We start from the raw sequence: 22,794 nt of genomic DNA, 5'->3' as shown, positions 1-22,794 counted from the left end.
ATAGCAATTATCTATGAATAAAAAAGATTGAATTTGATTTTTTGTGAGCAAAATCACATTTTATTTTTCTAATAGGTTCTTGTTATGTTAAGTAAAATAAATTTAATGTTATTTAGGTAATGGCTTACCTTTAAAGTTTATTAAATGAGTGAAAAGAATAGATTTAGATCTAGATCATAAAATCTAGAAAAAATATTTTACAAAATAAAATGATTTGATATGATTTGTTTTGATTGTTATTTGATTTTTTAAGTAAACGGAAGGAGTTAAAAATGAGCAAAATTCAAGAAATCACGCGTGAAAGTTGGATTCTTTCTACTTTTCCTGAATGGGGCACTTGGTTAAACGAAGAAATTGAGCAAGAAGTTGTTCCTGAAGGTAATTTTGCGATGTGGTGGTTGGGTTGTGTAGGCGTTTGGATCAAAACCCCGGGTGGAGCAAATCTTTGTATGGATTTATGGTGTGGTCGTGGTAAAAGCACCAAAAAAGTGAAAGATATGGTGCGTGGTCACCAAATGGCAAATATGGCGGGTGTGCGTAAATTACAACCTAACTTACGTGCAGCACCGATGGTATTAGATCCATTTGCAATTAATGAGGTGGATTTCATCCTTGCCTCTCACTATCACAGTGATCATATTGATGTGAATGTGGCGGCGGCGATTGTCAATAATCCGAAGTTGGATCACGTGAAATTTGTCGGCCCTTGGCATTGTGCGGAACTATGGAAAAAATGGGGTGTACCGGAAGAGCGCATTATCATTGTAAAACCGGGCGATGTAGTGAAATTGAAAGATGTGGAAATCCACGCCCTTGATTCTTTTGACCGCACTTGTTTGGTGACGTTACCGGTTGAAGGTGCGGAGGAGCGAGGCGGTGAATTAGCCGGTCTTTGCCCGTCTGACGAAGAAATGGGGCGCAAAGCGGTAAACTATGTGTTTAAAACGCCGGGCGGCAATATTTACCACGGTGCGGATTCTCACTTCTCTATTCAGTTTGCCAAACACGGTAAACAATTTGATATTGATGTTGCCCTTAACAACTATGGTGAAAATCCGGTCGGTATTGCTGATAAGATGACTTCTGTTGATTTATTACGTATGGCGGAAAGCTTGCGTTGTAAAGTGATTATTCCGGTTCATCACGATATTTGGACAAACTTTATGGCAAGTACTGATGAAATTATTCAATTGTGGAAAATGCGTAAAGAACGCTTGCAATACAAATTCCATCCGTTTATTTGGGAAGTGGGCGGGAAATATGTTTATCCGCGTGATAAAGATTTAATTGAATATCATCATCCTCGTGGTTTTGATGACTGTTTTGAACACGAGCCTAATATCCAATTCAAATCAATGTTATAGCAAAAAAAGCCACCTTTTACTTGAAGGTGGCTCGTTTTTTGTTCATTATTCGCATCAGAGAAATAGCAAGGAAAATATAATGAACGAAAATTATCGCCATAGACGGCTTTTACAATTGTTACTTGAGAAACAAGCACTTTCTACTATGGAAATTGTTGAACAACTTGATATTTCACCTGCAACAGCAAGGCGGGACATCAATAAATTAGCTCAGCAAGGCCGATTAAAGAAAGTGCGTAATGGCGCAGAGTCGATACAGTCCTCTTCACTAGATTATCAATACAGTGCGGCAATCAATAATATTGATGAAAAACAACGTATTGCTCAGGCAGCGAGTCAATTATGCCAAGAGGGCGATTCGGTTATTTTAACTTGTGGCTCAACAATGCAAATGTTGGGCGATCATTTATGCGGAAGAAAATTGCAGATCATCACAAACTTCATTCCGCTTGCCAATAAATTGATTGAAAACAATCACGAAGATATTGTGATTATGGGGGGGCAATATAACCGAAATAAAGCAATAACCCTTTCTCTTAATCAAAATGAAAGCCCTTATGCCGCCAATATTATGTTTACCAGCGGAAAAGGTTTTACCACTGAGGGATTGTATAAAACAGATATGATTATTGCTAATTCGGAACAACGGTTGTTCGCCAAAGCCGCTAAGTATGTGGTATTGCTTGACTGTACTAAATTGGGGCAACAAGTGGGGATGTTATTTACCGAATTAGCCCATATTGATTTATTGATTACCGGCAAAGATGCAGATGCCGAAATCATTGAAAAATTAAGAAATAAAGGGTTGGAAATCATCTTGACTTGATGACTTTCCGCCACAACATTAAATAAGGAATAGAAATGCGAAAACATAAACTCGGTATCTATGAAAAAGCTCTACCCAAAAACATCAGTTGGCAAGATCGCCTGTCTATCGCAAAAGCCTGTGGATTTGATTTTGTTGAAATCTCTATTGATGAAACGGACGAACGTTTGGCTCGTTTAGACTGGAGTAAAAAAGAGCGGTTGCAATTAGTTAAAGCTATCGTGAATACGGGCGTTACTATTCCCTCAATGTGTCTTTCCGGACATCGCCGTTTCCCTTTTGGCAGCGGTGATGAAGCCATCCGTCAAAAAGCCTATGAAATTATGCAAAAAGCGATTCAATTCGCTGTCGATACCGGCATTCGTACCATTCAACTGGCGGGCTATGATGTCTATTATGAAGAACAAGACGAAGACACTATCGCACGTTTTCAACAAGGTTTAGAATGGGCGGTGGAATTAGCCGCCAGCAATCAAGTGACCCTTGCGGTAGAAATTATGGATACCCAATTTATGAGTTCCATTTCCCGTTGGAAAAAATGGGATGAGATTATTAAATCGCCTTGGTTTACCGTCTATCCCGATTTAGGCAATCTTTCCGCGTGGAATGATAATGTTGCCGAAGAATTAAAACTCGGTATGGATAAAATTTCCGCTATTCATTTAAAAGATACTTATAAGGTTACTGAAACCTGTGCAGGTCAATTCCGTGATGTGCCGTTTGGCGACGGTTGCGTTGATTTTGTCGCTTGCTTTAAAACCCTTGCCGAACTGAACTACCGCGGCGCATTTTTAATTGAAATGTGGACGGAAAAAGCCGATGAACCGATTGCGGAAATTATTAATGCCCGCCGTTGGATCGAACAAAAAATGAAAGAAGGAGGCTTCCAATGTTAGAAGCATTAAAAGAGAAAGTATTAAAAGCCAATTTAGCGCTACCAAAGCACAATCTTGTTACTTTTACTTGGGGAAACGTGAGTGAAATTGATCGCACTTCTAACCTCGTCGTGATCAAACCGTCGGGGGTTGATTATGAGGTAATGACGGCAGAAGATATGGTTGTCGTTGATTTATTTACTGGAAAAGTGGTTGAAGGTAGTAAAAAACCCTCTTCCGATACGCCGACACATCTTGAATTATATCGCCGCTTTAAAGACATTGGCGGCATCGTGCATACCCATTCCCGCCATGCCACAACTTGGGCGCAAGCAGGAGAGGATTTATTGGCATTAGGTACAACCCACGCCGATTATTTTTACGGCACCATTCCTTGCACTCGTAAAATGACACCGGCTGAAATTCAAGGCGAATATGAATTAGAAACGGGGAAAGTGATTGTCGAAACGTTCCAAAAACGCAATATCGATCCAAACCAAGTTCCGGCAGTATTGGTTAGTTCGCACGGGCCTTTTGTGTGGGGAACGGATGCGGATAATGCGGTGCATAATGCGGTGGTATTGGAAGAATTGGCTTATATGAATCTGTTTAGTAAAGTATTAAGACCAAGTTTAGGCTCTATGCAACAAGAATTATTGGATAAACATTATCTCCGTAAACACGGTAAAAATGCCTATTACGGACAGTAATTTTCCAATCAATAAGGCGGTTTTTTAACCGCCGTTTTTTATCTAAGAGGAATAAAAATGAATTATAAAGTCGTTTCTTTTGATCTTGACGGTACATTATTAAATTCAGAAGGGCGTATTTTGCCGGAAAATCAATTAGCAATTCAAGCCGCTATAAATAAAGGAATTAAAGTTTTGTTGGTAACGGGCAGACACCATACTGCCGTAAAACCTTATTATCGTGAATTAGGTTTAGACACACCGATTATCTGTTGTAACGGAACCTATGTTTATGATGTGGCGACGGATTCCACACCTTTTGCTAATCCGCTTTCTAAGCAACAGGCGCAATTAATTTATGATGTAGCGGAAAAACATCATTGTCATTTACTGATGTATTCTCGAGATTCAATGAATTATGCCCAACTTAATCCTCACATGGAAAAATTTCTGAAATGGGTAGAAACTTGCCCAGCGGATGTGCGCCCTGATGTACGTAAAGTGAACAGTATTCAAGATGTGATTGACTACCATCACCCAATTTGGAAGTGTGTTATTAGCGCCGAGAATAAAGATGTTATGAATAATGTGGTTAATGAACTGCCGATTTCTCAATTTAGTTGCGAATGGTCTTGGGTGGATCGTGTGGATATTGCCAATGCAGGCAATACAAAAGGCGGCAGACTACTTGCGTTATTAAAAGAGTGGAATATTGATCCGCAGGAAGTTATTGCTTTTGGCGACAATCATAATGACATCAGTATGCTAAGTGCGGTCGGTTTAGGGGTTGCGATGGGCAATGCTGAAGATGAAGTGAAAGCACAGGCAAAACAGATCACGACCTCAAATAATGAGGGCGGCATTGCACAAGTATTAAAAGAGGCTTTATCACTATAGTTTTCAGTTTTACATTCTTTTATAAAGACGAATTGTCATTCTGATGATGTAACTAAAAAACTAACCGCACTTTGTGTTGCTCCAAAAGTGCGGTTAGTTTTTTCTGTTGTTTTATACCGAGTATTTAGGTTGTTTAAACACCGTCACTTCCGGCACGACACCCGTATATTTTTCCACTTGTACAATACAAGTATTCGGCGAGTTGCCTTGCGCTAATTTAGACGTCCCCTCATCACGGGTAAGCACGTTTGGACTGCCATTTTTACATAGCGGTTTTTCGCTTTCACCTAGGTCGAGCGGATCATACCATGCTCCCTCATGTAATCCGAGTGTGCCTTTAATAATCCCTTCGGTAACCACTGCACCGGCTAATACTTGACCGCGAACATTGTGGATACGAACTATATCCCCATCAACAATACCGCGTGGTTTGGCATCCTCAGGATGAATTAATACCGGTTCACGATCATTCACCGCATATTTTTGGCGTAATGAAGTATGAGCCAATTGGCTGTGTAAACGATAGTAGGCATGAGGTGTGACTAACGCAAGCGGATAGTCTTCAGTGGTATTACCGGCAAATTCTTCCGGTTCCATCCAACTCGGATGACCTTTACAATCGTCATAATTCATCTTTGCGACGACATCAGAGTAAATCTCAATTTTGCCTGATGGTGTTCCAAGCGGGTTGAGTAGCGGATCTTCACGAAATTCCGCATATCGTACCCATTTTTTTGCTGTTTCGTTTGCTTCAAACATTAACGGTTTGTTTTCTTCCCAGAATCGTTCAAAACGAGGCAATGCAACACGATTATGACGTGCGGCAGTGAAGGCGGTTTTATAGAAATCTTCCAGCCATTCCATTTCCGTTTTGCCTTCGGTAAATTCCTCTTCTTTCCCTGCGCGTTTGGCGAGTTCGGCAAAAATATCGAAATCATTTTTTGCCTCAAATTGCGGTGCTACAACTTGTTTCATCGGGTAAATTGAGAACATAGAATAGTCCCCACCCATGGTTAAATCATTACGTTCGTAACTTGTTGTTGCCGGCAAAACAATATCCGCCATACGGGCTGTTGGTGTCCAATTTACCTCATTAACGATGACGGTTTCCGGTTTTTGGAACGCTTTTACTAATAAATTTGTATTTTGATGCTGTGTGAATGGATTGCCGCCCGCCCAATATACGACTTTAATCTCCGGATAGGTGATTTTTGTCCCATTGTAGTCAATGGTTTTTCCCGGATTGAGTAGGGCATCTGCAATACGAGCCACAGGGAAAGAAAATTTTGCCGCGTCATCCAGCCAGGTTTTTTCACCCGTTCCGACAGACGGAGTTGCACTGATTGAACCAATAGTACCGCCCGTAGCTGTTGGTACACCACCATTTGCATAGTGATAGCTAAAACCAAAACCGCCACCCGGTAAACCAATTTGACCAAGCATCGAGGCAAGGGTAACCAACATCCAGTGGGATTGTTCACCGTGACGTTGACGCTGTATTCCCCATCCGCCCATTAGCATGGTGCGTTTGGTAACAAAATCATTTGCTAATTGTTTAATGATTTCCACCGGTACACCACAGATTTTGCTTGCCCATTCCGCAGTTTTAGGTTGACCATCTGTTTTACCGAGTAGGTAATCTTCAAATTTGCTGTAACCTGTTGTGTATTTTTTTAAGAATGCTTTATCGTGTTTATTTTCGCTTACTAAGGTATGAGCGATTCCTAGCATTAACGGCACATCCGTTGCAGTATTCACAGGAACCCATTCCGCACCGAGCATTTGGCAGGTTTCACTTTTTATCGGATCGATACAGATAATGCGTTTACCTGTGGCTTGGAATTTTTTGAAATATTCGATTCCTTTCTGATCCGAAGACATCCAAGCAATACGTAATGTAGTGAGTGGATTCGCCCCCCAAAGCACAATAATATCACTGCTTTCAAGTAATACTTCCCAACTGGTTTGTTGTTCATAGACCTCAATCGTGCCAAGTACATGCGGCATAATCACTTGTGCCGCACCGGTAGAGTAGTCGCCTTTATAACCTACAAAGCCACCGGTAATATTCATATAACGTTGTAATAGTGTACGGGAGGCATGAAGTGCGCCGCTACTGAACCAACCGTAAGAACCGGCATAAATCGCACTTGAGCCATGTTGTTGGCGCACTTTATGGAGTTGGTTATGCACAAGATCAAGCGCTTGTTCCCAAGAAACCCGAACCCACTCATCACGCCCGCGCATGGTTGTATCACTATTCCCCGGATTTTCTAAATAGCCTTTGCGTACCATTGGGTATTTCACACGGGTTTCGCTATAAAGTTGATCGGCGACCACGGTTTGTAATTCATTAGGAACAGCGGGTTCAATGGCTGCGCCGGATTTTACCGCTTTGCCGTCCTGCACTACCACGCCAATTGGCCCCCAGTGTGCGGCGGTGACAACAGTTTTTAATTCAGGCTCTGCTGCAACCGCACTTTTAGACAGCACCGCACCGACCATACCACTAGAAAGCGACGCACTTGCTACGCCAAGGGATGTATTTTTTAAGAAGTCACGGCGTTTTTGATTAATATTATTCTTTTTCATTTCAACCTCGTTTTTAACATGAGAAGTGAATTATTTCGCAGCCATATCTTTGGCGCTACGTTGTAAATAAATAGTTAAAGCACGCACTTCATCTTTATTCATAGAAGTCCGATCTTTCATGGAATTCACTACACCAATCCATTGGTTTGCCGTATAGTGATTGGCACTAATTGCTGCGTGGCAACTACTACAATTTGCTTGATTTAACTGGCTACCGTATTGATTAAGTGCGGTTAAATCTGACGACATTTTTTCTTTTGGTACAGAAACAATAAAGCTCACTTCTTTCCAATCGGAATCGGTTACTTCATCATGTTTGGTTTGTAGGATTTTCATACCTTTACGCGCTTCTTCATCGACTAATGCGACGGTAATGCGTTTACCTAATTCTAGATAAATCACAGAATCTGCGCCAACTTGTTGCCAGCCGTGTAGGGTACCCTGTAATTGCTCGCCTTTTGCTTGCCAATTCGTTATTTCCGCATAAGGCATTAGTCGGATATCACCGCCTTGTTCACCTTGTGCCGAAGTCATTTCTGCTGCATAAATAGATGAATCTTGAGTGATATTCCCACCTAAAGAGGTTACTGATTGTGCCCCTTCATCACCGTGAGATTCAGGTAAGAAATGTACGATACCTTTGTGGCAATCAATACAGGTCTGTCCATTGGCTTTTGCGCTAATATGGGTTTGTTTGGCTAATTTTGCTTGTGCGGAAAGTTCCATTGCATCAAAACTGTGGCAGCTACGACAGGTTTCGGAATCCGTTGATTTCATTTCATCCCATACGCGTTGTGCCATTTCTGCTCGGTGTGCTTCGTATTTCTGTTTAGAATCCAGTTTGCCTTGCAATTCATACCACACATCTTTCAGGGCGATGAATTTCGCTTTCAGATAATGCCAGCCTTCTTGCGGAACATGACAATCGGCACATTCTGCACGAATACCTTTTGCATTCGCAAAATGGGTTGAACCTTCCCATTCTTGTTGCGGGTGAGTCATGGAATGGCAACTAACACAAAATTCCGGTGAGCTGGTTTTATGCATAATTGTTTGTGTTCCCCACAACGCCATTGCCCCTATGCCGATAAAGCAGAGTGCGGTCAGAATTTTGGTTGTTTTTGACATAGATGTACTCCAAATTGATAAAAAATAATAAAAAGATAAATAACTATTAATAGTTAACAGTATTTTAAAGAAATTGAGTTAATGAGTGATGATCTAAGTCAAGGAAGTGGGATATAAGAGGATTTTTAAGCGTTTTTATCTTAAATCATTATATAGTGATTTTTATAATGATTGGGGGGGCGGGAAAAAGTGCGGTCAAAAATACAAGAAATTTTGACCGCACTTTAAAAGTGTTTGAATTAGTCGGGATTATTTCGCCGCTTTTAATTCTTGATAATATTGTTCGTAGTATTGAATTGCATCACCTACATCATCCTGCCAATGGCTATTTTTTAATATTTCAGCTGTTGGATAGATTGACGGATCTTCGGTAATTTCTTTTGGTAATACTTTTTTCGCTTCAACGTTGGCAGTTGGGTAACCAATCGCGAGGGTTAATTTTTCAGCTGCTTTTGCACCTAACATATAGTTGATAAGTTTATGTGCGCCATCAGGGTTTTTTGAAGTTGCCGGAATCGCTAAGGTATCAACCCAAAGTACAGGGCCTTCTTTTGGAAATACCATGTCTAATGGTGCTTGCTCTTTTTTAGCGATACGCACGGAACCATTCCATAACTGACCGACTTCTACTTCACCGGAGATGAAAGAGTTAGCCGGGTTGTCAGAATTGAAAGAAAGAACATTTGGACGTAATTTCAATAATTCTTCATAGGCTTGTTTGATGATAGCCGGATCTTGAGTGTTCGGGTCTTGACCAATTTTTAACAGTGCAATGTTAAATACTTCACGGGCATCATCTAGTAATTGTACTTTATTGGCAAACTCAGGTTTCCATAAATCGCCCCAAGAGGTGAAATCTGCCCCTTTGTAAGTATTGGTGTTAAACGCAATACCCGGTGCACCCAATAATTGAGGAAGCGAGTATTTGTTTCCTTTGTCATAAGGTTTGTCGAGCCAATCAGGATCTAATTCTTTAATTACAGGTAATTTACTGTGATCAAGTTCTTTTAACATCCCTTCACGTGCCATTTTTGACACAAAGTAGTTAGAAGGTGCGATAACATCATAACCGCCGGCTGCGCCTTGGGTTTTGAGTTTTGCATACATGGTTTCGTTTGATTCAAGACTTGAAACGATAACTTTAATGCCGGTTTCTTTGGTAAAATCATCCAATAGACCATCCGGAACATATTCAGTCCAAGTATATAAGTACACAGTATCATTAGCAGTAGCCGGTGCGTTTGCATTTTCAGACTTGCTTTCTTTATCATTACAAGCTGTTAAGGTTGCAGCCACCAAACCGGCGGTGATTAAACCTGCAAATTTTTTCATTTTTGTTTGTTCTCCGTAAAAGAGGGGTAAAAAAACCACCTACAGGAATTGTAGGTATAAAAAAACGCCTTGATTGTGCGTCAAGGCGTATTCTATTTGATATTAAAAGGTTTGTGAAACCTTTTATTATGTCTTAGTAATTATTTTTACGAGTAATGAGTTGGCTTAAAATTACCAGTGCTAATGAAAGCACAATCATGATGGTTGCCAGTGCATTGACTTCAGGTGTTACGCCGGTTTTTACCAATGAGAAGATACGTAACGGTAAAATTTCATAGCTGACACCACTCACAAATGAGGAAACCACAACATCATCCAGTGAGATGGTGAAACTTAATAGCCAACCTGAAACGATTGCAGGTAAGGCAAGCGGAATAATGATTTTGCGTAAAATCGTTACTTCGCTCGCTCCCAAGTCTTTTGCTGCCTCCAACATTTTGGAATCAAATCCGTTTAAGCGGGAGAAAATTGTTACGGTAACATAAGGTAAACAGAAGGTAACGTGTGCCAAGAGTAATGACCAAAAACCTAATGAAATCCCTACAACCATAAACAATGCCAACAAAGACACGGCCATAACGATATCCGGCGACATCATCACAATAAATAACATACCGCTTACCGCTTGTTTACCGCGGAAACGATAACGATACAATGCGATTGCGGTTAAGCCACCCACAATGGTTGCTAAGGTGGCGGCAAAAAATGCGATGGTTACCGAATGGATCGCCGCTTGAATTAAGGTATCGTTATTGAATAAACGCTCGTACCAGTTCCAACTAAATCCTTTCCAACTCAAACCGTAGCGGTCGGCATTGAAAGAATTGGTTACCAAAATGATGATTGGGATATACAAATAAGCGTATACCACAAATATAAAGATATTACGTAGTAAACGGCTCATTATTCCAACTCCACTTTTTTATTTAGTAGTTTATTTGCACGATAGTAAACGAAGATAAGCAATGCCATCAAAATCGTTAAACCGATACTAATTGCAGAACCGAACGGCCAGTTACGGGAAATCAAGAATTCGCTCTTAATGACGTTCCCTACTAACAAGACTTTCGCTCCGCCTAATAAATCCGCTACATAGAACATTCCCATTGCCGGTAATAGTACTAATAAACAACCGGCAACAATACCCGGCATGGTTAATGGCAAAATAACACGGAAGAAACGTTGGAATGCATTTGCGCCTAAGTCTTTTGCGGCTTCAAGTAAACGTCCGTCTAATTTTTCAATGGCAGAGTAGAGCGGAAGAATCATAAACGGTAGAAGTAGATAAACTAAACCGATAATAACCGCAACTTCCGTATTCAAAATACGAATCGGCTCGCTCAAAATCCCCATTTCCATTAGCATAGTATTCAGTACGCCTTTCACACCGAGGAAGATTTTCATTCCATAAATACGGATCAACGAGTTTGTCCAAAATGGTAATACCACAAGAAACAATAAGAGCGGTCGGTATTTCGGGTGAATTTTGCTGACCATAAAGGCGAACGGATAGCCAATCAGTAAGCAAATAATCGTTGCAATGCCGGACATATACAAGGAATTCCACACCACCTGCGCATAAAGCGGGTTGAACAGGTTGATGTAGTTATCAAAGTTAAACGGCAAAGTGTAGAAGTTGCTACCATCTCGGGTTAAAAAACTTACCGCTAATACCAATAGGTTTGGAATCAGCACAAAGAAGATTAGCCAAGCGAAGATAATTGCAACAGTAATTTTCTGAAATTTGTTATTAATTATCTTCATCGTTGAGTACAACCTCCCAGCCTTCGTGCCATGTAACGCCCACACGTTGTCCGACGCTGTGATCCATATGAGGATCATCTTCGTTAAAGAATTCGCTCACAAGTACACGCATACCGTTATGGTCAAATTCTACGGTAGATTCTAATGTCATACCTTTATAAGTACGGTCAATAATATGGCCGATAATTGCCTTAGATTGTTCATTTTCATCAAGTTCTTCAATCACAATATCTTCAGGACGAAGGAGAACTTGAAGTTTTTGATCTTTTTCTACCGGCATATCGGTATAGATATCACAGACACGACCTTCTACATTTGCCAGTACCACGTTCTCGGATTTACGTTCAATTACGGTTGCATTAAAGACGTTAATTTCACCAATGAAACGTGCGACAAATAAGTTTGCCGGTTCTTCATAAATCTCTCGTGGCGAACCGTCTTGGGCGATTTTACCTTTACGTAACAACACGATGCGATCGGACATGGTGATCGCTTCTTCTTGATCGTGGGTGACGAAAATAAAGGTAATTCCCAATTGGCGTTGCAATACCTTAAGTTCGTATTGCATTTGTTTACGTAATTTATAATCTAAAGCAGATAATGATTCATCCAATAATAATACTTTCGGTTTATTAACTACTGCACGGGCAATAGCGATACGTTGCTGTTGGCCGCCTGATAATTGGGTCGGTTTACGATCTGCCATCTCTTCCAACTGAACCATGCGCAAGGCTTCCAACACACGGGGTTTGATTTCAGCCTCGGGTACTTTTTGCATACGTAAGCCGAAAGCCACGTTTTCAAAAATGGTCATATGTGGGAACAGCGCATAACTTTGAAAAACCGTATTAATGTGGCGTTTTTCTGCAGGGACATTGGTAATGTCTTCACCGTCCAGAATAATATGACCGGAATCTAGTTCCTCTAGGCCTGCCAATAAGCGCAAAACTGTTGTTTTACCACAACCGGAAGGGCCAAGAATAGTGACAAATTCACCGTTATTAATGGTTAAGTTAAAATCGTTAATGATGGTGTTAGAACCGTAAGATTTTTTGACTGAACGAAGCTCAATGATAGGCTTGTTTTGAACCGGATTTTCCACTAGCTTTGGTTTTCTCCCTAATTTCACCAATAAGTTGGTACTGAGTAGAAATAAAGACCTGCAAAGTTGCAGGGGCGACATAAAAACAAGCGCCTATGATATAGCGAATTGTTAATAATGAAAAGGATTTCATACACTTGAACATAAAAAAAATTACCGCGTTCAAAAGAAGGTGAAAAATCTATCGCACTTTCTGTTTTATGAGTTGATTTTTTCACTAATTGATGGGCGTTTTGCTGAAATTTATAGCAGAAATATGTCTGAATAACTAATATCAGGAGAAATGTAAATTTTTGTCTTGCTTTTGTAAAGATATGTAAATATAATCGCTAGCGTTTTATCGAGATTCCTTTTGATAAAGCTAAACTTTAGAGATTTTATTCATAAATTCCTTTTTTATCCCCTGTTTCAGCAGGGGATTTTTTTATGCATTTTGAAAAGAGCAGAAAAAATAACCGCACTTTGATTACCCCATCAAAAGTGCGGTTAAATTTTTCGTCATTTTTATTGATTAGGGAGGGCTCCTGAATTCCAATCAGGTGATTTTACAGGGCGTTTAATTTGTAATAAAAAACGCTGATTTGCCGAGGCTTGTGGTTGAACAACAGTACTTGACGGAGTAGAAAATGAAATGCCGCCTTTCAGTAGTTGTTGAACGCTACCGGTGTTAAATTCCGCTCCTTTCCAACCTAAGCTGAAGTCATAGCCGGATGATACCCAAAATTCAGAATTTTTACGTACTAAATGTTGGTATTTTGGTGTGATCGCAATATGAATAAGCACGCGATCACCCAAATCATTGAGATCAAATTTACGTATCGCTCCAACTTCGACACCACGATAAAGCACAGGTGAACCTTCCGTTAAATTCATCGCATCATTGGTTTCAAGAATAAACGGCACGCCGTTGCTGTATTTATTGCGACTCGGCGAAGTTTGTGCAAGATTAAACTGCGTTTTAGCTTTTCCTTTTCCGACTTCCACATCGATATAGGGTTGTAATAAACTATCTAAGTTTTCAATTGCTCCAGCTGAAATCTGCGGTGAAATAATCTTAAAGGTTGCCCCTTCTTTAGCAATCATGCCCATATAATTAGGGTTGATAAGGGCTTTTGCGGTAATTTTGTGTGATTTCGGATCTAACGTAATACTTTCAACTTCACCAATAGACAATCCTAGATAGCGTAAGCTCATACCTTTGCTCAAATTTGTTGCATCATCTGCGGTCAGAGTGATTACTTGCCCGGCAGATTTTGCCCGCAGCTCATTTGGATACAATGTGTTATTTTTTCCTGAACCGCTGTTATCAAAACTAATTGCTCCTTTTAACGAGCGGGCAATAGGTGTTGCCTGAATACTAATACCTTTCGGAGTAATATCCACTTGGGCGGCACTTTCTACCCAGAAGATACTTTTATCCGTTAATAAATGTTTATAAGGCGGATAAATATAAACATCCACATTAAAATGGTTTGTTTGAGGTTGAATATTGGTAATTTTACCTACTTCATATTGATGATACAGTATGAGAGAGCCTTTACTGATACTTGGTAACGTTGAAGTTTTTAACGTAATATCGGGTTCGACTAAATTGCCGGTAATGCCGGATTCCGCATTTTGTGTATTTTTGTAAAGCGGGTAAGTTTTGAGTGCATTGCCTAAGCCTTTTTTCGCAATAATACGAATGCCCCCTTGTAGCCATTTTTCCGGATGGGCGGATTCAAAACGAACCCCATCTATGCCTAAATTGACATCGAAGTTTGAAGCTGCGACAAAAAGCGTATTTGGGTTAATTAAATTCCGATATGCGGACCCAATAGCCACTTGGTATTCGACACCTTCTACGTTAATTTGTTGTTTAACAATTTCACCAATTGCAATATTGTTGTAATAAACGGATTGCCCTTCCGATACACCGTGGCTTTCCGGCGCGGTGAGTTTAATTACCAGCGTATTTGGTGCTTTTAACAGTAATTCGTTTTCTTTAACCACATCAAATTGCAATTTTTCTGTTCCATCACCCGGAATGATTTCAAAGTAATCGCCACGGAAAAAACGTTGTGGATCGGCTAAATCAGCCAAACTCGGTTTTTTGTTACGAAAAATAATATGGGTATGGGTTTTTAATAAATTTATTTGGTTCGGATCAACAAGTAACGTACCTTTTAGCATACCTTCATTATTTTCATCAACAGTGAGTGCTGAAAGTACGCCAACTTTGTGTTCTTGAAAATAGACATCTGTACGGCCAGCTTCTAAACCGGCAACATTTGGTAGCGTGATACTGACTTCAATGCCACGTTTAGCCTCTTGTAAGCTTGAGTAGAGTGTATAGATTGTATTTTCGGTTGCATTTGCACTGTTTACCGGTGAATCAAAAGAAACGGCACCTTGTACAACGGCATTGAGACTCTCCATACTGAAGTTTAAACCGGACGGACTAATATTTGCGGTCACGCCACTGATATTCCAAAAGCGTGAGTCCTTTTTCACAAAATGCGTATATTCTTTGCCAATGACGACATCAATTTCAACTTTATTATTTTCATTAAAGCGATAATCATAAATTTTACCAACAGGTAATTTTTTGAAATAGACGGAAGAGCCGATAGAAATTGATCCTAAATCATCGGCAACCAAATGAATTAACAAATCACCGGGAGAAACTTGGGCGATAGGGCCTTTTTCTTGGGCAATAAATTGATCTTCAGTATCGCCGTCTCCCGGTTGTAGCGTAATATAGTTTCCCGAAACGAGAGAATCCAAACCTGAAATACCGGCAATCGAGACGCTTGGTTGTACTACCCAAAATTTTGTATTTTCACGCAGTACTCCGGTCGCTTCAGGGTAGATATTGGCAATGACTTCGACTTTTTGCATATTATCGGTAAAGTTGACTTTCTTGACGACACCGATTTGTAGTCCTTGATAGCGAATCGGTGTCTTATCAGCGACTAAACCGGATCCGTTTGTAAACGTAATCTTGATTGTTTTACCTTGTTCTTCAATAATTTGGAAGAAAAGAATTGCACCGATACAAAGGGCAATAAAAGGTAACAACCAAAAGGGCGAAACTTTTCGGTTTTTACGTAAAACGGCTTGAATCGTTTTATATTGCGAATCAACGTTTATAGTGTGATTCGTTGAATGTTCATTATTCGGTTGTTGTTTTTCGGTCATAAATTTTCCAAATAAGTCGGCTATCGAATTGTGAGGTTGAAATCATTGTGAGAAATACAGCTGCACCAAAGTAAAAAGCTGCCGGCCCCACTGTAAAATTAATAATCTGCCCCCGCGTGACAAGTGACATCATTAACGCAAGAACGAATAAATCAAGCATGGACCAACGTCCGATAAAGTGTACGATATGTAATAAACGTATTTGCCATTTAATAGAGTGTTGCCAGTTAAAGTGAACGCAGGCAAGTAGATAGAGCATAATTAAAATTTTACTAATTGGCACAAAAATACTGGCAAAAAATACAACAAAGGCAACAAAATAGCTTTTCATTTCAATAAATGAAATTACACCAGACATCAATGTATCCTCGCTTAAAACACCGGTCAGATAAACACCGGATATTGGCAATAGGTTTGCTGGAAAAAGCATAATAATACCGGCAATCAAGGTTGCCCAAGTACGCTGTAATTTTATTGACTCGGGGAGATCTAAATGTGAGTCACAACGAGGGCAAATATGCCGGTTATTTATCTGTTTTATGTCTGAATGAGGAAACGAATAATTGCAAGCGGTGCATAATTCAGTTTTATCTTCTGTTGATGAAAGCATTTTCTTGTGTTCGGGGTAAAATTCGTCCCATAGTTCGTTCAGATTAATTTTGATAAATAATAATGTGGTTAAAAGAGCGGTAAATATAAACGCTAGTAAATAGACATCAATTTCCAATGCAGCATATTCGCGCACTTTAAACATTGATACACCGAGTGCTACGAGATAAACATCAAACATCACCCAGGGCTTAATATAGCTTAAAAAAAGTAACACATTACGTGGACGCATATTAAGTAACTTAGCGAACCATAACATTAAAACCAAGAGAGCGAAAGAAATCGGCATTAAGACGGCACAAATAAATACCAAAAAAGCGGTGTACTGGTAGCCCGCAGTCGCCATTTTCCAAATTCCTTCCCATACAGAGGCACTCACTTTTACACCGAGTAAATCAATGCTTAATAGAGGGAATTTTAAGGCAAAGGGCATTAAAATAAGAATTGAGAGTGCAATCATCGCACAGCGATGTAACGACCAACGATTTGTTGTATTTAATACATGATGACAACGAGGGCACTCTGCATGTTCATTTTCGGGCAACGGATAAGGTACCGAGACGACTTTATCGCATTCACTGCAACGAGTGATTTTATTGTGAATGTTTGCAAGATTCGGTGTAGTCGCCATAATAATATTTTTGCTGTACAAAGTGCGGTCAAAAAAGATTGACTATTCTATCCTTATTCCTCTGTATTTGTGAAGTTTAAATGAACAAACGTTTATTTAAATTGATAGCGTAACAAATAACTTGTTCTCTAAACTTGTTTGGAACATTGTCAATCCTTATAAAAGTGCGATAAACTACGCAAGTTTTTTATTTCAATCCTAGGACAAAAAATGACAGATGCCCAACTTGATGTTCAACAAACTGAAAAAACATCATCAAACCCACAAAAACTGACAAACAATAAGGAAATTATTGCTTATTTAGCGGAAAAATTTCCACTTTGCTTTATTTTAGAAGGTGAGGCAAAACCGTTAAAAATCGGTTTGTTCCAAGATTTAGTCGAAGCCTTAAAGGAAGATGAGCGGGTAAGTAAAACGCAATTACGCCATGCGCTTCGCCAATATACATCCAACTGGCGTTATTTACACGGCTGTCGTGAAGGGGCAGAACGTGTGGATTTGTATGGTAATCCGGCGGGTGTACTGGACGCTGAACATGTTGCACATGCGGCAGAGCAACTTGCTGAAGCAAAAGCAAAATTTGCTGAGAAACGCAAAGCGGAATTGGCGGCAAAAAAAGCGCAACAAAAACGCCAACCGCGTCGCCAAAATAATTTGAAGTCAGTGCGTAAACCAAAAGTTGAATTAAGTGCGGTTGATTTATCCACACTTTCTAAAGGTGCGGCTGTTAAAGTAAAAGTAGGCGATCGTGCTAAGAAAGGCATTGTTGTTGAAGTATTAAAAGATTCGGCACGTGTAGAACTTGAAAATGGCTTAGTAATGAATATCACGTCTGATCGTTTATTCGCCTAATCGCAATATTGATATTTTATCGGGAAAAGATTAAATGAAATTGATAATGACCAAAAGTATTTTAGCTACTGCTATATTAAGTGCATTGTTCCTTCACTCCAATTTGGGGTTTGCTGTCGAATCTAAGTTGAAGTTAAGCGATATTCAGATTCCTTCAGCAACGGAAGAAAATCTGTTGGCGACAAAACGTGCGACAACGCGCTTAACACAGTCTCATTATCGAAAATTTCAACTTGATGATGCTTTTTCAGAGAAGATATTTGATCGTTATATCAAAAGTTTGGATTATAGTCGGAATACTTTTCTACAATCGGATATCGATGAATTACGTCAGAAATACGGTACGCGGTTGGATGATCAGTTAAACCAAGGTGATCTTTCAGCCGCCTTTGCAATTTATGATTTAATGATGAAACGTCGTTACGAACGTTATGTCTATGCACTTTCATTGTTAGATAAAGAACCGAATTTAAACGGTAAAGATCAAATTGAAATTGATCGTGAAAAAGCGGATTTTCCTAAAACGGAAGAAGAAGCAAACCGTCTTTGGGAAGAACGTGTAAAAAATGATGTAATTAATTTAAAACTAAAAGATAAAAAATGGTCGGAAATTAAAAACAAACTGGCAAAACGCTATAATTTAGCAATTCGCCGTTTAACGCAAACGAAAGCGGATGATATTGTTCAGGTGTATCTAAATGCTTTTGCACGCGAAATTGATCCGCATACCAGTTATCTTTCACCACGTACCGCAAAAAGCTTTAACGAAAGTATGAATCTTTCATTAGAGGGGATCGGTGCAACACTGCAATCAGAGGATGATGAAACCAGCATTAAGTCGCTTGTTCCCGGTGCACCGGCGGAGCGTAGCAAAAAATTAAAAGCCGGCGATAAAATTATTGGTGTCGGACAGGAAAAAGGTGAAATCGAGGATATAGTTGGTTGGCGTCTAGAAGATATTGTTGACAAAATTAAAGGCAAAAAAGGTACGAAGGTTCGTCTTGAGGTTGAACCTGCTAAAGGTGGAAAATCACGTATTATTACCCTCGTGCGCGATAAAGTACGTATTGAAGATCAAGCTGCTAAATTAACTGTTGAGAAAGTCGAGGGTGAAAATATCGGGATAATTAAAATTCCAAGCTTCTACATCGGTTTAACGAAAGATGTAAAAAAATTATTGCTTCAGGCTGAGAAAAAACAGGTTAAAGGCTTGATTGTGGATTTGCGTGAGAACGGAGGCGGAGCCTTGACTGAAGCGGTGGCATTGAGCGGTTTATTTATCACCGACGGCCCTGTGGTGCAAGTTCGTGATGCTTACCAACGTATCCGTGTACATGAAGACGATGATCGTGCAGAGCAATATAAAGGGCCGTTATTGGTTATGATTAACCGTTTTAGTGCTTCCGCTTCAGAAATTTTTGCTGCGGCGATGCAAGATTACAATCGCGGTATTGTTGTTGGACAAAATACTTTCGGTAAAGGAACTGTGCAGCAAAGCCGTTCATTGAATTTTGTTTATGACTTAGATCAAACTCCTTTAGGGATTTTGCAATATACTATCCAAAAATTTTACCGTATTAATGGTGGATCCACGCAGTTGAAAGGCGTTTCTGCGGATATTCAGTTCCCTGAAATTATTGATGCGAAAGAATATGGTGAAGAAAAAGAGGATAATGCACTGCCTTGGGATAAAATTCCGGCATCCTCTTATTCGGAAACGGGCAATGTTCGCCAATATATTTCAGAATTAGAGAAAAAACACCAAGCTCGTGTTGAGAAAGAACCTGAGTTTATTGCGTTGAATGAAGAATTAAAAATTCGTGATGAACGCCGTGATCGCAAATTTATGTCTTTAAACTATCAAGAACGTAAAGCCGAAAATGATAGTGATGATGTGAGACGTTTGAAAAATATCAATGATCGTTTTAAACGCGAAGGGAAGAAATTATTAAAAAATATTGATGCTTTGCCGAAGGATTATGAAGCACCGGATTTCTTCTTAAAAGAAGCTGAAAAAATGGCGGCGGATTTGGTGAAATTGAGTTTAAAACAAGAAAAACCAAATGCACATATTCAACAAGAATCAAATAAATCAGTGATAAAAAAATAATAAATTTTGACCGCTCTTTGAATAAAGTGCGGTCTGTTTTATAAATCTTTAAAGGAACGCTTATGTCAAAAGGTATGGTTAAGTTGAGCGCACTGGCCTTATCACTATCAATGATGGTGTCAGGTTGTGCGTTGGCGGATTGGGCTAAAGAGACGGTTTCACCTCCTCGTCTATCGACGCTTGATATGTCGAAACTTTCCCCTGAAGAACGGGCTAAATTAGAGGCTGAAATCAAAGAAGATCAAGTCCGTTTGGCGGCTGAAAAGCAAGCTATGCTTGAGATGTCTCTTACTCACGAGATCGGTGAGCAAAATTTACAGTTTAAACCTATTCTTGCAAAACTTTATGCGGATAATAAATATGATTTATTGTGGCAAGATAAATCTGCGGAAAAACAATTTTTGCGGGAATATGCCGCTATGGTTGCGAGTAGTATTTCCAAACGTTCGGCTAAGTCTTTGGAGAGTTTAAGTCAAGCAGAGCAGAACGGTGGCCTAACGTATGATGTACTTTTGACTGACGCGTTTTTAGACTATATGTATTACAGTAAAAACGTGATCCAGCAGGCGCAACGTTGGCTGTATGCTTCTAATTCATACAAGCCACAGACACCAAGTGATGAGCAAATTCAACAATGGTTAAGTGCGGTTAAAAATAATGACGTTTTAACTTATGTGGAAGGTTTATCTACTGATAATTCACATTATCGACAAACTATTCAAGCTTTGTCGTCAATGATATCCGGTTCGGGTTTAACACCGACCGGTAAAAAGTTAGCGATTAATGCACAACGTTTGCGGGTAATCCCTGATTTTCATAATGGTATTTTTGTGAATATCCCAAGCTATCAGTTGCAATATTATCGCGATGGACGACTAGTATTAGAATCTCGCGTCATTGTAGGGAAAGATCAGCGCCGTACACCGGTTATGTACAGTAAATTAAGTAATGTGGTTGTGAATCCGCCATGGAATGCGCCGACACGTTTGGTTAATGAAGATATTGTTCCGAAATTAAGACGGAATCCGGGTTATGCGGCTGCACACGGCTATAGTATTCTTGATAGTAAAGGAAATAGCGTTGATCCCTATTCCATTGATTGGAATAAAATCGGTAAAAATTTTCCATACCGTATTCGCCAAGCGCCGGGGGATAGCGCATTAGGTAATTATAAGTTTAATATGCCGAGCTCAGATGCTATTTATTTACATGATACACCGAATCGTGGTCTTTTCTCGCGTAAAGATCGGGCACTAAGTTCAGGATGTGTTCGTGTGGAAAAATCCTCCCAACTTGCCGATATTTTATTAAAAGAAGCCGGTTGGTCGGATAATCGTAAACAAAGTGTTTTGGCAAGTAAGAAAACGACTTCAGCTAGTATTCGGTCGGATAATCCTGTTTTCCTATATTATGTCACGGCATGGGTTGAAAACGGTCAAACTAAAGTGCTACCGGATATTTACAAATATGATAGTGTCATTGGCGACAGTGAAATTAACTGGAATATCGTAAAAAAATATTTGTAATATTGACCGCACTTTAGTGAACTAAGACTTATCTTTATAAGTCGAAAAACGAAAGAATGAAATAAGAGAAAATAATGAATAAAATTAATCAAAGCCGACGTAAATGGCTATCTCTAGGCGGTATCGTATTGGGTGCAAGTATTGTGCCTAATACGGTTTTAGCGATGGTTTCTACTGCTAAACCCCGTATTTTGGCACTTCGCAATGTTAATACTGGTGAACGTCTAAGTGGCGTGTTTTCATCAAAGGGTGGATTTTCAACATCAATGCTGAAAAAGCTTGATTATTTTATGCGGGATAAACGAACAAACCAAATTCACAGAATGGATCCGAACTTATTTCTGAAACTTTATCGTATTCAAAGTAATTTAGGGCTACAAACCGCTGAAATTCAGATCATTTGTGGTTATAGATCTCCGGCTACCAATGCAATGCGTCATCGCCAAAGCCGTGGAGTTGCAAGCAATAGCTATCATGTAAAAGGTCAAGCGGTGGATTTTCGTATTGATGGTACATCATTAGTGAAAATCAAACAGACGGCAGAAAAACTGAATAACGGTGGGGTAGGATTTTATCCGCGTAGCAATTTTATCCATGTGGATACCGGCCCGGTAAGAACTTGGCGGGGCGTGTAAAAGTATTGAAAAATTGACCGCACTTTGGTGCGGTTTTTGTTATGAGGAAAAAAATGAATATTGAGATTATTCCCGTTACTCCCTTCCAACAAAATTGTAGTTTGATTTGGGATAATGAAAGAAATGCCGCTATTGTTGATCCGGGAGGAGAAGCGGAAAAACTAATTCAGCAAATTGAAAAATTCGGAGTAAATTTAAAAGCCATTTTACTGACTCATGCCCATCTCGATCATGTTGGTGCGGCCGAGCAGATTAAACTGCACTTTAATGTCGAAATTTGGGGCTCACAAGAAAGTGATCGGTTTCTATTCGATAGTCTGCCGGAGCAGGCTGAACGTTTTGGTTTACCAAATATTAAAGCGTTTTTACCGGATCGTTGGTTGAATGAGGGAGAGGTGGTTAATATTGGGGATTTTCGATTTGATATTTTGCACTTACCCGGTCATACTCCCGGCCATATTGGGTTCATTGAGCAAGAGAAAAAATTTGCTTTTACCGGTGATGTATTGTTTCAGGGCAGTGTAGGAAGAACGGATTTTCCTCAAGGGAGTCATGAACAGCTTATTTCTTCTATCCGTGAGAAATTATTTAAGCTTCATAATGATATGATCATTATTGCCGGTCATGGCCCTTATACCACTATTCAACGTGAAAAAGCCACTAATCCTTTCTTAAAGTAAAA

The 22,794-nt window shown here is 39.7% G+C and carries 18 protein-coding genes; 10 read left to right on the top strand and 8 right to left on the bottom strand.

The features are described 5' to 3' along the window. Positions 1-272 precede the first annotated feature (272 nt). The 5 genes from ulaG (at position 273) to FEE42_RS03140 (ending at position 4,651) form a co-directional block, all read left to right on the top strand. Positions 273-1,364 (top strand): L-ascorbate 6-phosphate lactonase, encoded by a 1,092-nt coding sequence (gene ulaG, locus FEE42_RS03160; RefSeq protein ID WP_059366610.1) that lies wholly within the window; start codon positions 273-275, stop codon positions 1,362-1,364. Positions 1,365-1,443: 79 nt separating this feature from the next. After that, positions 1,444-2,190, top strand: coding sequence for an HTH-type transcriptional regulator UlaR (ulaR, locus tag FEE42_RS03155; RefSeq protein WP_059366608.1), 747 nt, complete (start codon positions 1,444-1,446; stop codon positions 2,188-2,190). 35 nt (positions 2,191-2,225) lie between these two features. Further along, the gene (locus tag FEE42_RS03150) at positions 2,226-3,086 is read left to right on the top strand and encodes an L-ribulose-5-phosphate 3-epimerase (protein WP_164027701.1); all 861 of its coding nucleotides are present in this window, start codon (positions 2,226-2,228) and stop codon (positions 3,084-3,086) included. After that, complete coding sequence (gene araD / locus FEE42_RS03145; RefSeq protein ID WP_164027700.1) at positions 3,080-3,775, top strand: L-ribulose-5-phosphate 4-epimerase; 696 nt, start codon at positions 3,080-3,082, stop codon at positions 3,773-3,775. Before FEE42_RS03150 ends, araD begins: the two co-directional genes overlap by 7 nt. 57 nt (positions 3,776-3,832) lie before the next feature. Next, positions 3,833-4,651 (top strand): pyridoxal phosphatase, encoded by an 819-nt coding sequence (locus FEE42_RS03140; protein WP_164027699.1) that lies wholly within the window; start codon positions 3,833-3,835, stop codon positions 4,649-4,651. A gap of 111 nt (positions 4,652-4,762) precedes the next feature. Here FEE42_RS03140 and torA read toward each other — a convergent pair whose 3' ends face one another. The 8 genes from torA to FEE42_RS03100 form a co-directional block, all read right to left on the bottom strand. Continuing rightward, positions 4,763-7,243: a trimethylamine-N-oxide reductase TorA gene (gene torA / locus FEE42_RS03135; RefSeq protein WP_164027698.1), complete on the bottom strand. Its 2,481-nt coding sequence runs from the start codon at positions 7,241-7,243 to the stop codon at positions 4,763-4,765. Between the two features lie 30 nt (positions 7,244-7,273). Then, entirely contained in the window at positions 7,274-8,371 is a 1,098-nt protein-coding gene (locus FEE42_RS03130; RefSeq protein WP_164027697.1) for a NapC/NirT family cytochrome c, read from the bottom strand. A 249-nt stretch (positions 8,372-8,620) separates the two neighbouring features. Next, positions 8,621-9,703: an extracellular solute-binding protein gene (locus FEE42_RS03125; RefSeq protein ID WP_059366596.1), complete on the bottom strand. Its 1,083-nt coding sequence runs from the start codon at positions 9,701-9,703 to the stop codon at positions 8,621-8,623. A gap of 133 nt (positions 9,704-9,836) precedes the next feature. Beyond that, entirely contained in the window at positions 9,837-10,607 is a 771-nt protein-coding gene (gene potC / locus FEE42_RS03120) for a spermidine/putrescine ABC transporter permease PotC (protein WP_059366594.1), read from the bottom strand. Continuing rightward, positions 10,607-11,467 (bottom strand): spermidine/putrescine ABC transporter permease PotB, encoded by an 861-nt coding sequence (gene potB, locus FEE42_RS03115; RefSeq protein WP_059366592.1) that lies wholly within the window; start codon positions 11,465-11,467, stop codon positions 10,607-10,609. The genes potC and potB overlap by 1 nt, the downstream gene beginning before the upstream one ends. Further along, positions 11,454-12,569: a spermidine/putrescine ABC transporter ATP-binding protein PotA gene (gene potA / locus FEE42_RS03110; RefSeq protein WP_059366591.1), complete on the bottom strand. Its 1,116-nt coding sequence runs from the start codon at positions 12,567-12,569 to the stop codon at positions 11,454-11,456. Before potA ends, potB begins: the two co-directional genes overlap by 14 nt. 504 nt (positions 12,570-13,073) lie before the next feature. Further along, positions 13,074-15,749 carry a PqiB family protein gene (locus FEE42_RS03105; protein WP_164027696.1) on the bottom strand — a complete coding sequence of 892 codons (2,676 nt, stop codon included), beginning with the start codon at positions 15,747-15,749 and terminating at the stop codon, positions 13,074-13,076. Then, the gene (locus FEE42_RS03100) at positions 15,724-16,989 is read right to left on the bottom strand and encodes a paraquat-inducible protein A (RefSeq protein WP_059368839.1); all 1,266 of its coding nucleotides are present in this window, start codon (positions 16,987-16,989) and stop codon (positions 15,724-15,726) included. Before FEE42_RS03100 ends, FEE42_RS03105 begins: the two co-directional genes overlap by 26 nt. Before the next feature lie 210 nt (positions 16,990-17,199). On the opposite strand from FEE42_RS03100, the gene proQ reads away from it, so the two are divergent. The 5 genes from proQ (at position 17,200) to FEE42_RS03075 (ending at position 22,792) form a co-directional block, all read left to right on the top strand. Continuing rightward, positions 17,200-17,841 carry an RNA chaperone ProQ gene (proQ, locus tag FEE42_RS03095; RefSeq protein WP_164027695.1) on the top strand — a complete coding sequence of 214 codons (642 nt, stop codon included), beginning with the start codon at positions 17,200-17,202 and terminating at the stop codon, positions 17,839-17,841. A gap of 34 nt (positions 17,842-17,875) precedes the next feature. Then, positions 17,876-19,951 carry a carboxy terminal-processing peptidase gene (gene prc, locus FEE42_RS03090; RefSeq protein ID WP_164027694.1) on the top strand — a complete coding sequence of 692 codons (2,076 nt, stop codon included), beginning with the start codon at positions 17,876-17,878 and terminating at the stop codon, positions 19,949-19,951. A gap of 62 nt (positions 19,952-20,013) precedes the next feature. Next, on the top strand, positions 20,014-21,477 hold the full coding sequence (locus FEE42_RS03085; RefSeq protein ID WP_164027693.1) for a L,D-transpeptidase family protein: 1,464 nt from the start codon (positions 20,014-20,016) through the stop codon (positions 21,475-21,477). A 74-nt stretch (positions 21,478-21,551) separates the two neighbouring features. Next, a complete protein-coding gene (mepK, locus tag FEE42_RS03080; protein ID WP_077582897.1) occupies positions 21,552-22,112 on the top strand; it encodes a peptidoglycan L,D-endopeptidase MepK in 561 nt (186 codons plus the stop codon). A gap of 53 nt (positions 22,113-22,165) precedes the next feature. Further along, complete coding sequence (locus FEE42_RS03075; RefSeq protein ID WP_164027692.1) at positions 22,166-22,792, top strand: MBL fold metallo-hydrolase; 627 nt, start codon at positions 22,166-22,168, stop codon at positions 22,790-22,792. Positions 22,793-22,794 lie beyond the last annotated feature (2 nt).

The organism is Rodentibacter caecimuris (genome assembly GCF_010587025.1).
Taxonomy (GTDB): domain Bacteria; phylum Pseudomonadota; class Gammaproteobacteria; order Enterobacterales; family Pasteurellaceae; genus Rodentibacter; species Rodentibacter caecimuris.
This window is presented reverse-complemented; position numbering and strand designations above follow the sequence as displayed.

Excerpts from the sequence above, each read along its gene's own strand:
- proQ (WP_164027695.1), top strand. The coding sequence starts at position 17,200 with ATGACAGATGCCCAACTTGATGTTCAACAAACTGAAAAAACATCATCA.
- FEE42_RS03100 (WP_059368839.1), bottom strand. The coding sequence starts at position 16,989 with ATGGCGACTACACCGAATCTTGCAAACATTCACAATAAAATCACTCGT.
- mepK (WP_077582897.1), top strand. The coding sequence starts at position 21,552 with ATGAATAAAATTAATCAAAGCCGACGTAAATGGCTATCTCTAGGCGGT.
- prc (WP_164027694.1), top strand. The coding sequence starts at position 17,876 with ATGAAATTGATAATGACCAAAAGTATTTTAGCTACTGCTATATTAAGT.
- FEE42_RS03130 (WP_164027697.1), bottom strand. The coding sequence starts at position 8,371 with ATGTCAAAAACAACCAAAATTCTGACCGCACTCTGCTTTATCGGCATA.
- FEE42_RS03105 (WP_164027696.1), bottom strand. The coding sequence starts at position 15,749 with ATGACCGAAAAACAACAACCGAATAATGAACATTCAACGAATCACACT.
- FEE42_RS03085 (WP_164027693.1), top strand. The coding sequence starts at position 20,014 with ATGTCAAAAGGTATGGTTAAGTTGAGCGCACTGGCCTTATCACTATCA.
- FEE42_RS03140 (WP_164027699.1), top strand. The coding sequence starts at position 3,833 with ATGAATTATAAAGTCGTTTCTTTTGATCTTGACGGTACATTATTAAAT.
- ulaR (WP_059366608.1), top strand. The coding sequence starts at position 1,444 with ATGAACGAAAATTATCGCCATAGACGGCTTTTACAATTGTTACTTGAG.
- FEE42_RS03150 (WP_164027701.1), top strand. The coding sequence starts at position 2,226 with ATGCGAAAACATAAACTCGGTATCTATGAAAAAGCTCTACCCAAAAAC.
- araD (WP_164027700.1), top strand. The coding sequence starts at position 3,080 with ATGTTAGAAGCATTAAAAGAGAAAGTATTAAAAGCCAATTTAGCGCTA.
- potB (WP_059366592.1), bottom strand. The coding sequence starts at position 11,467 with ATGAAGATAATTAATAACAAATTTCAGAAAATTACTGTTGCAATTATC.
- ulaG (WP_059366610.1), top strand. The coding sequence starts at position 273 with ATGAGCAAAATTCAAGAAATCACGCGTGAAAGTTGGATTCTTTCTACT.
- potC (WP_059366594.1), bottom strand. The coding sequence starts at position 10,607 with ATGAGCCGTTTACTACGTAATATCTTTATATTTGTGGTATACGCTTAT.
- FEE42_RS03075 (WP_164027692.1), top strand. The coding sequence starts at position 22,166 with ATGAATATTGAGATTATTCCCGTTACTCCCTTCCAACAAAATTGTAGT.
- FEE42_RS03125 (WP_059366596.1), bottom strand. The coding sequence starts at position 9,703 with ATGAAAAAATTTGCAGGTTTAATCACCGCCGGTTTGGTGGCTGCAACC.
- torA (WP_164027698.1), bottom strand. The coding sequence starts at position 7,243 with ATGAAAAAGAATAATATTAATCAAAAACGCCGTGACTTCTTAAAAAAT.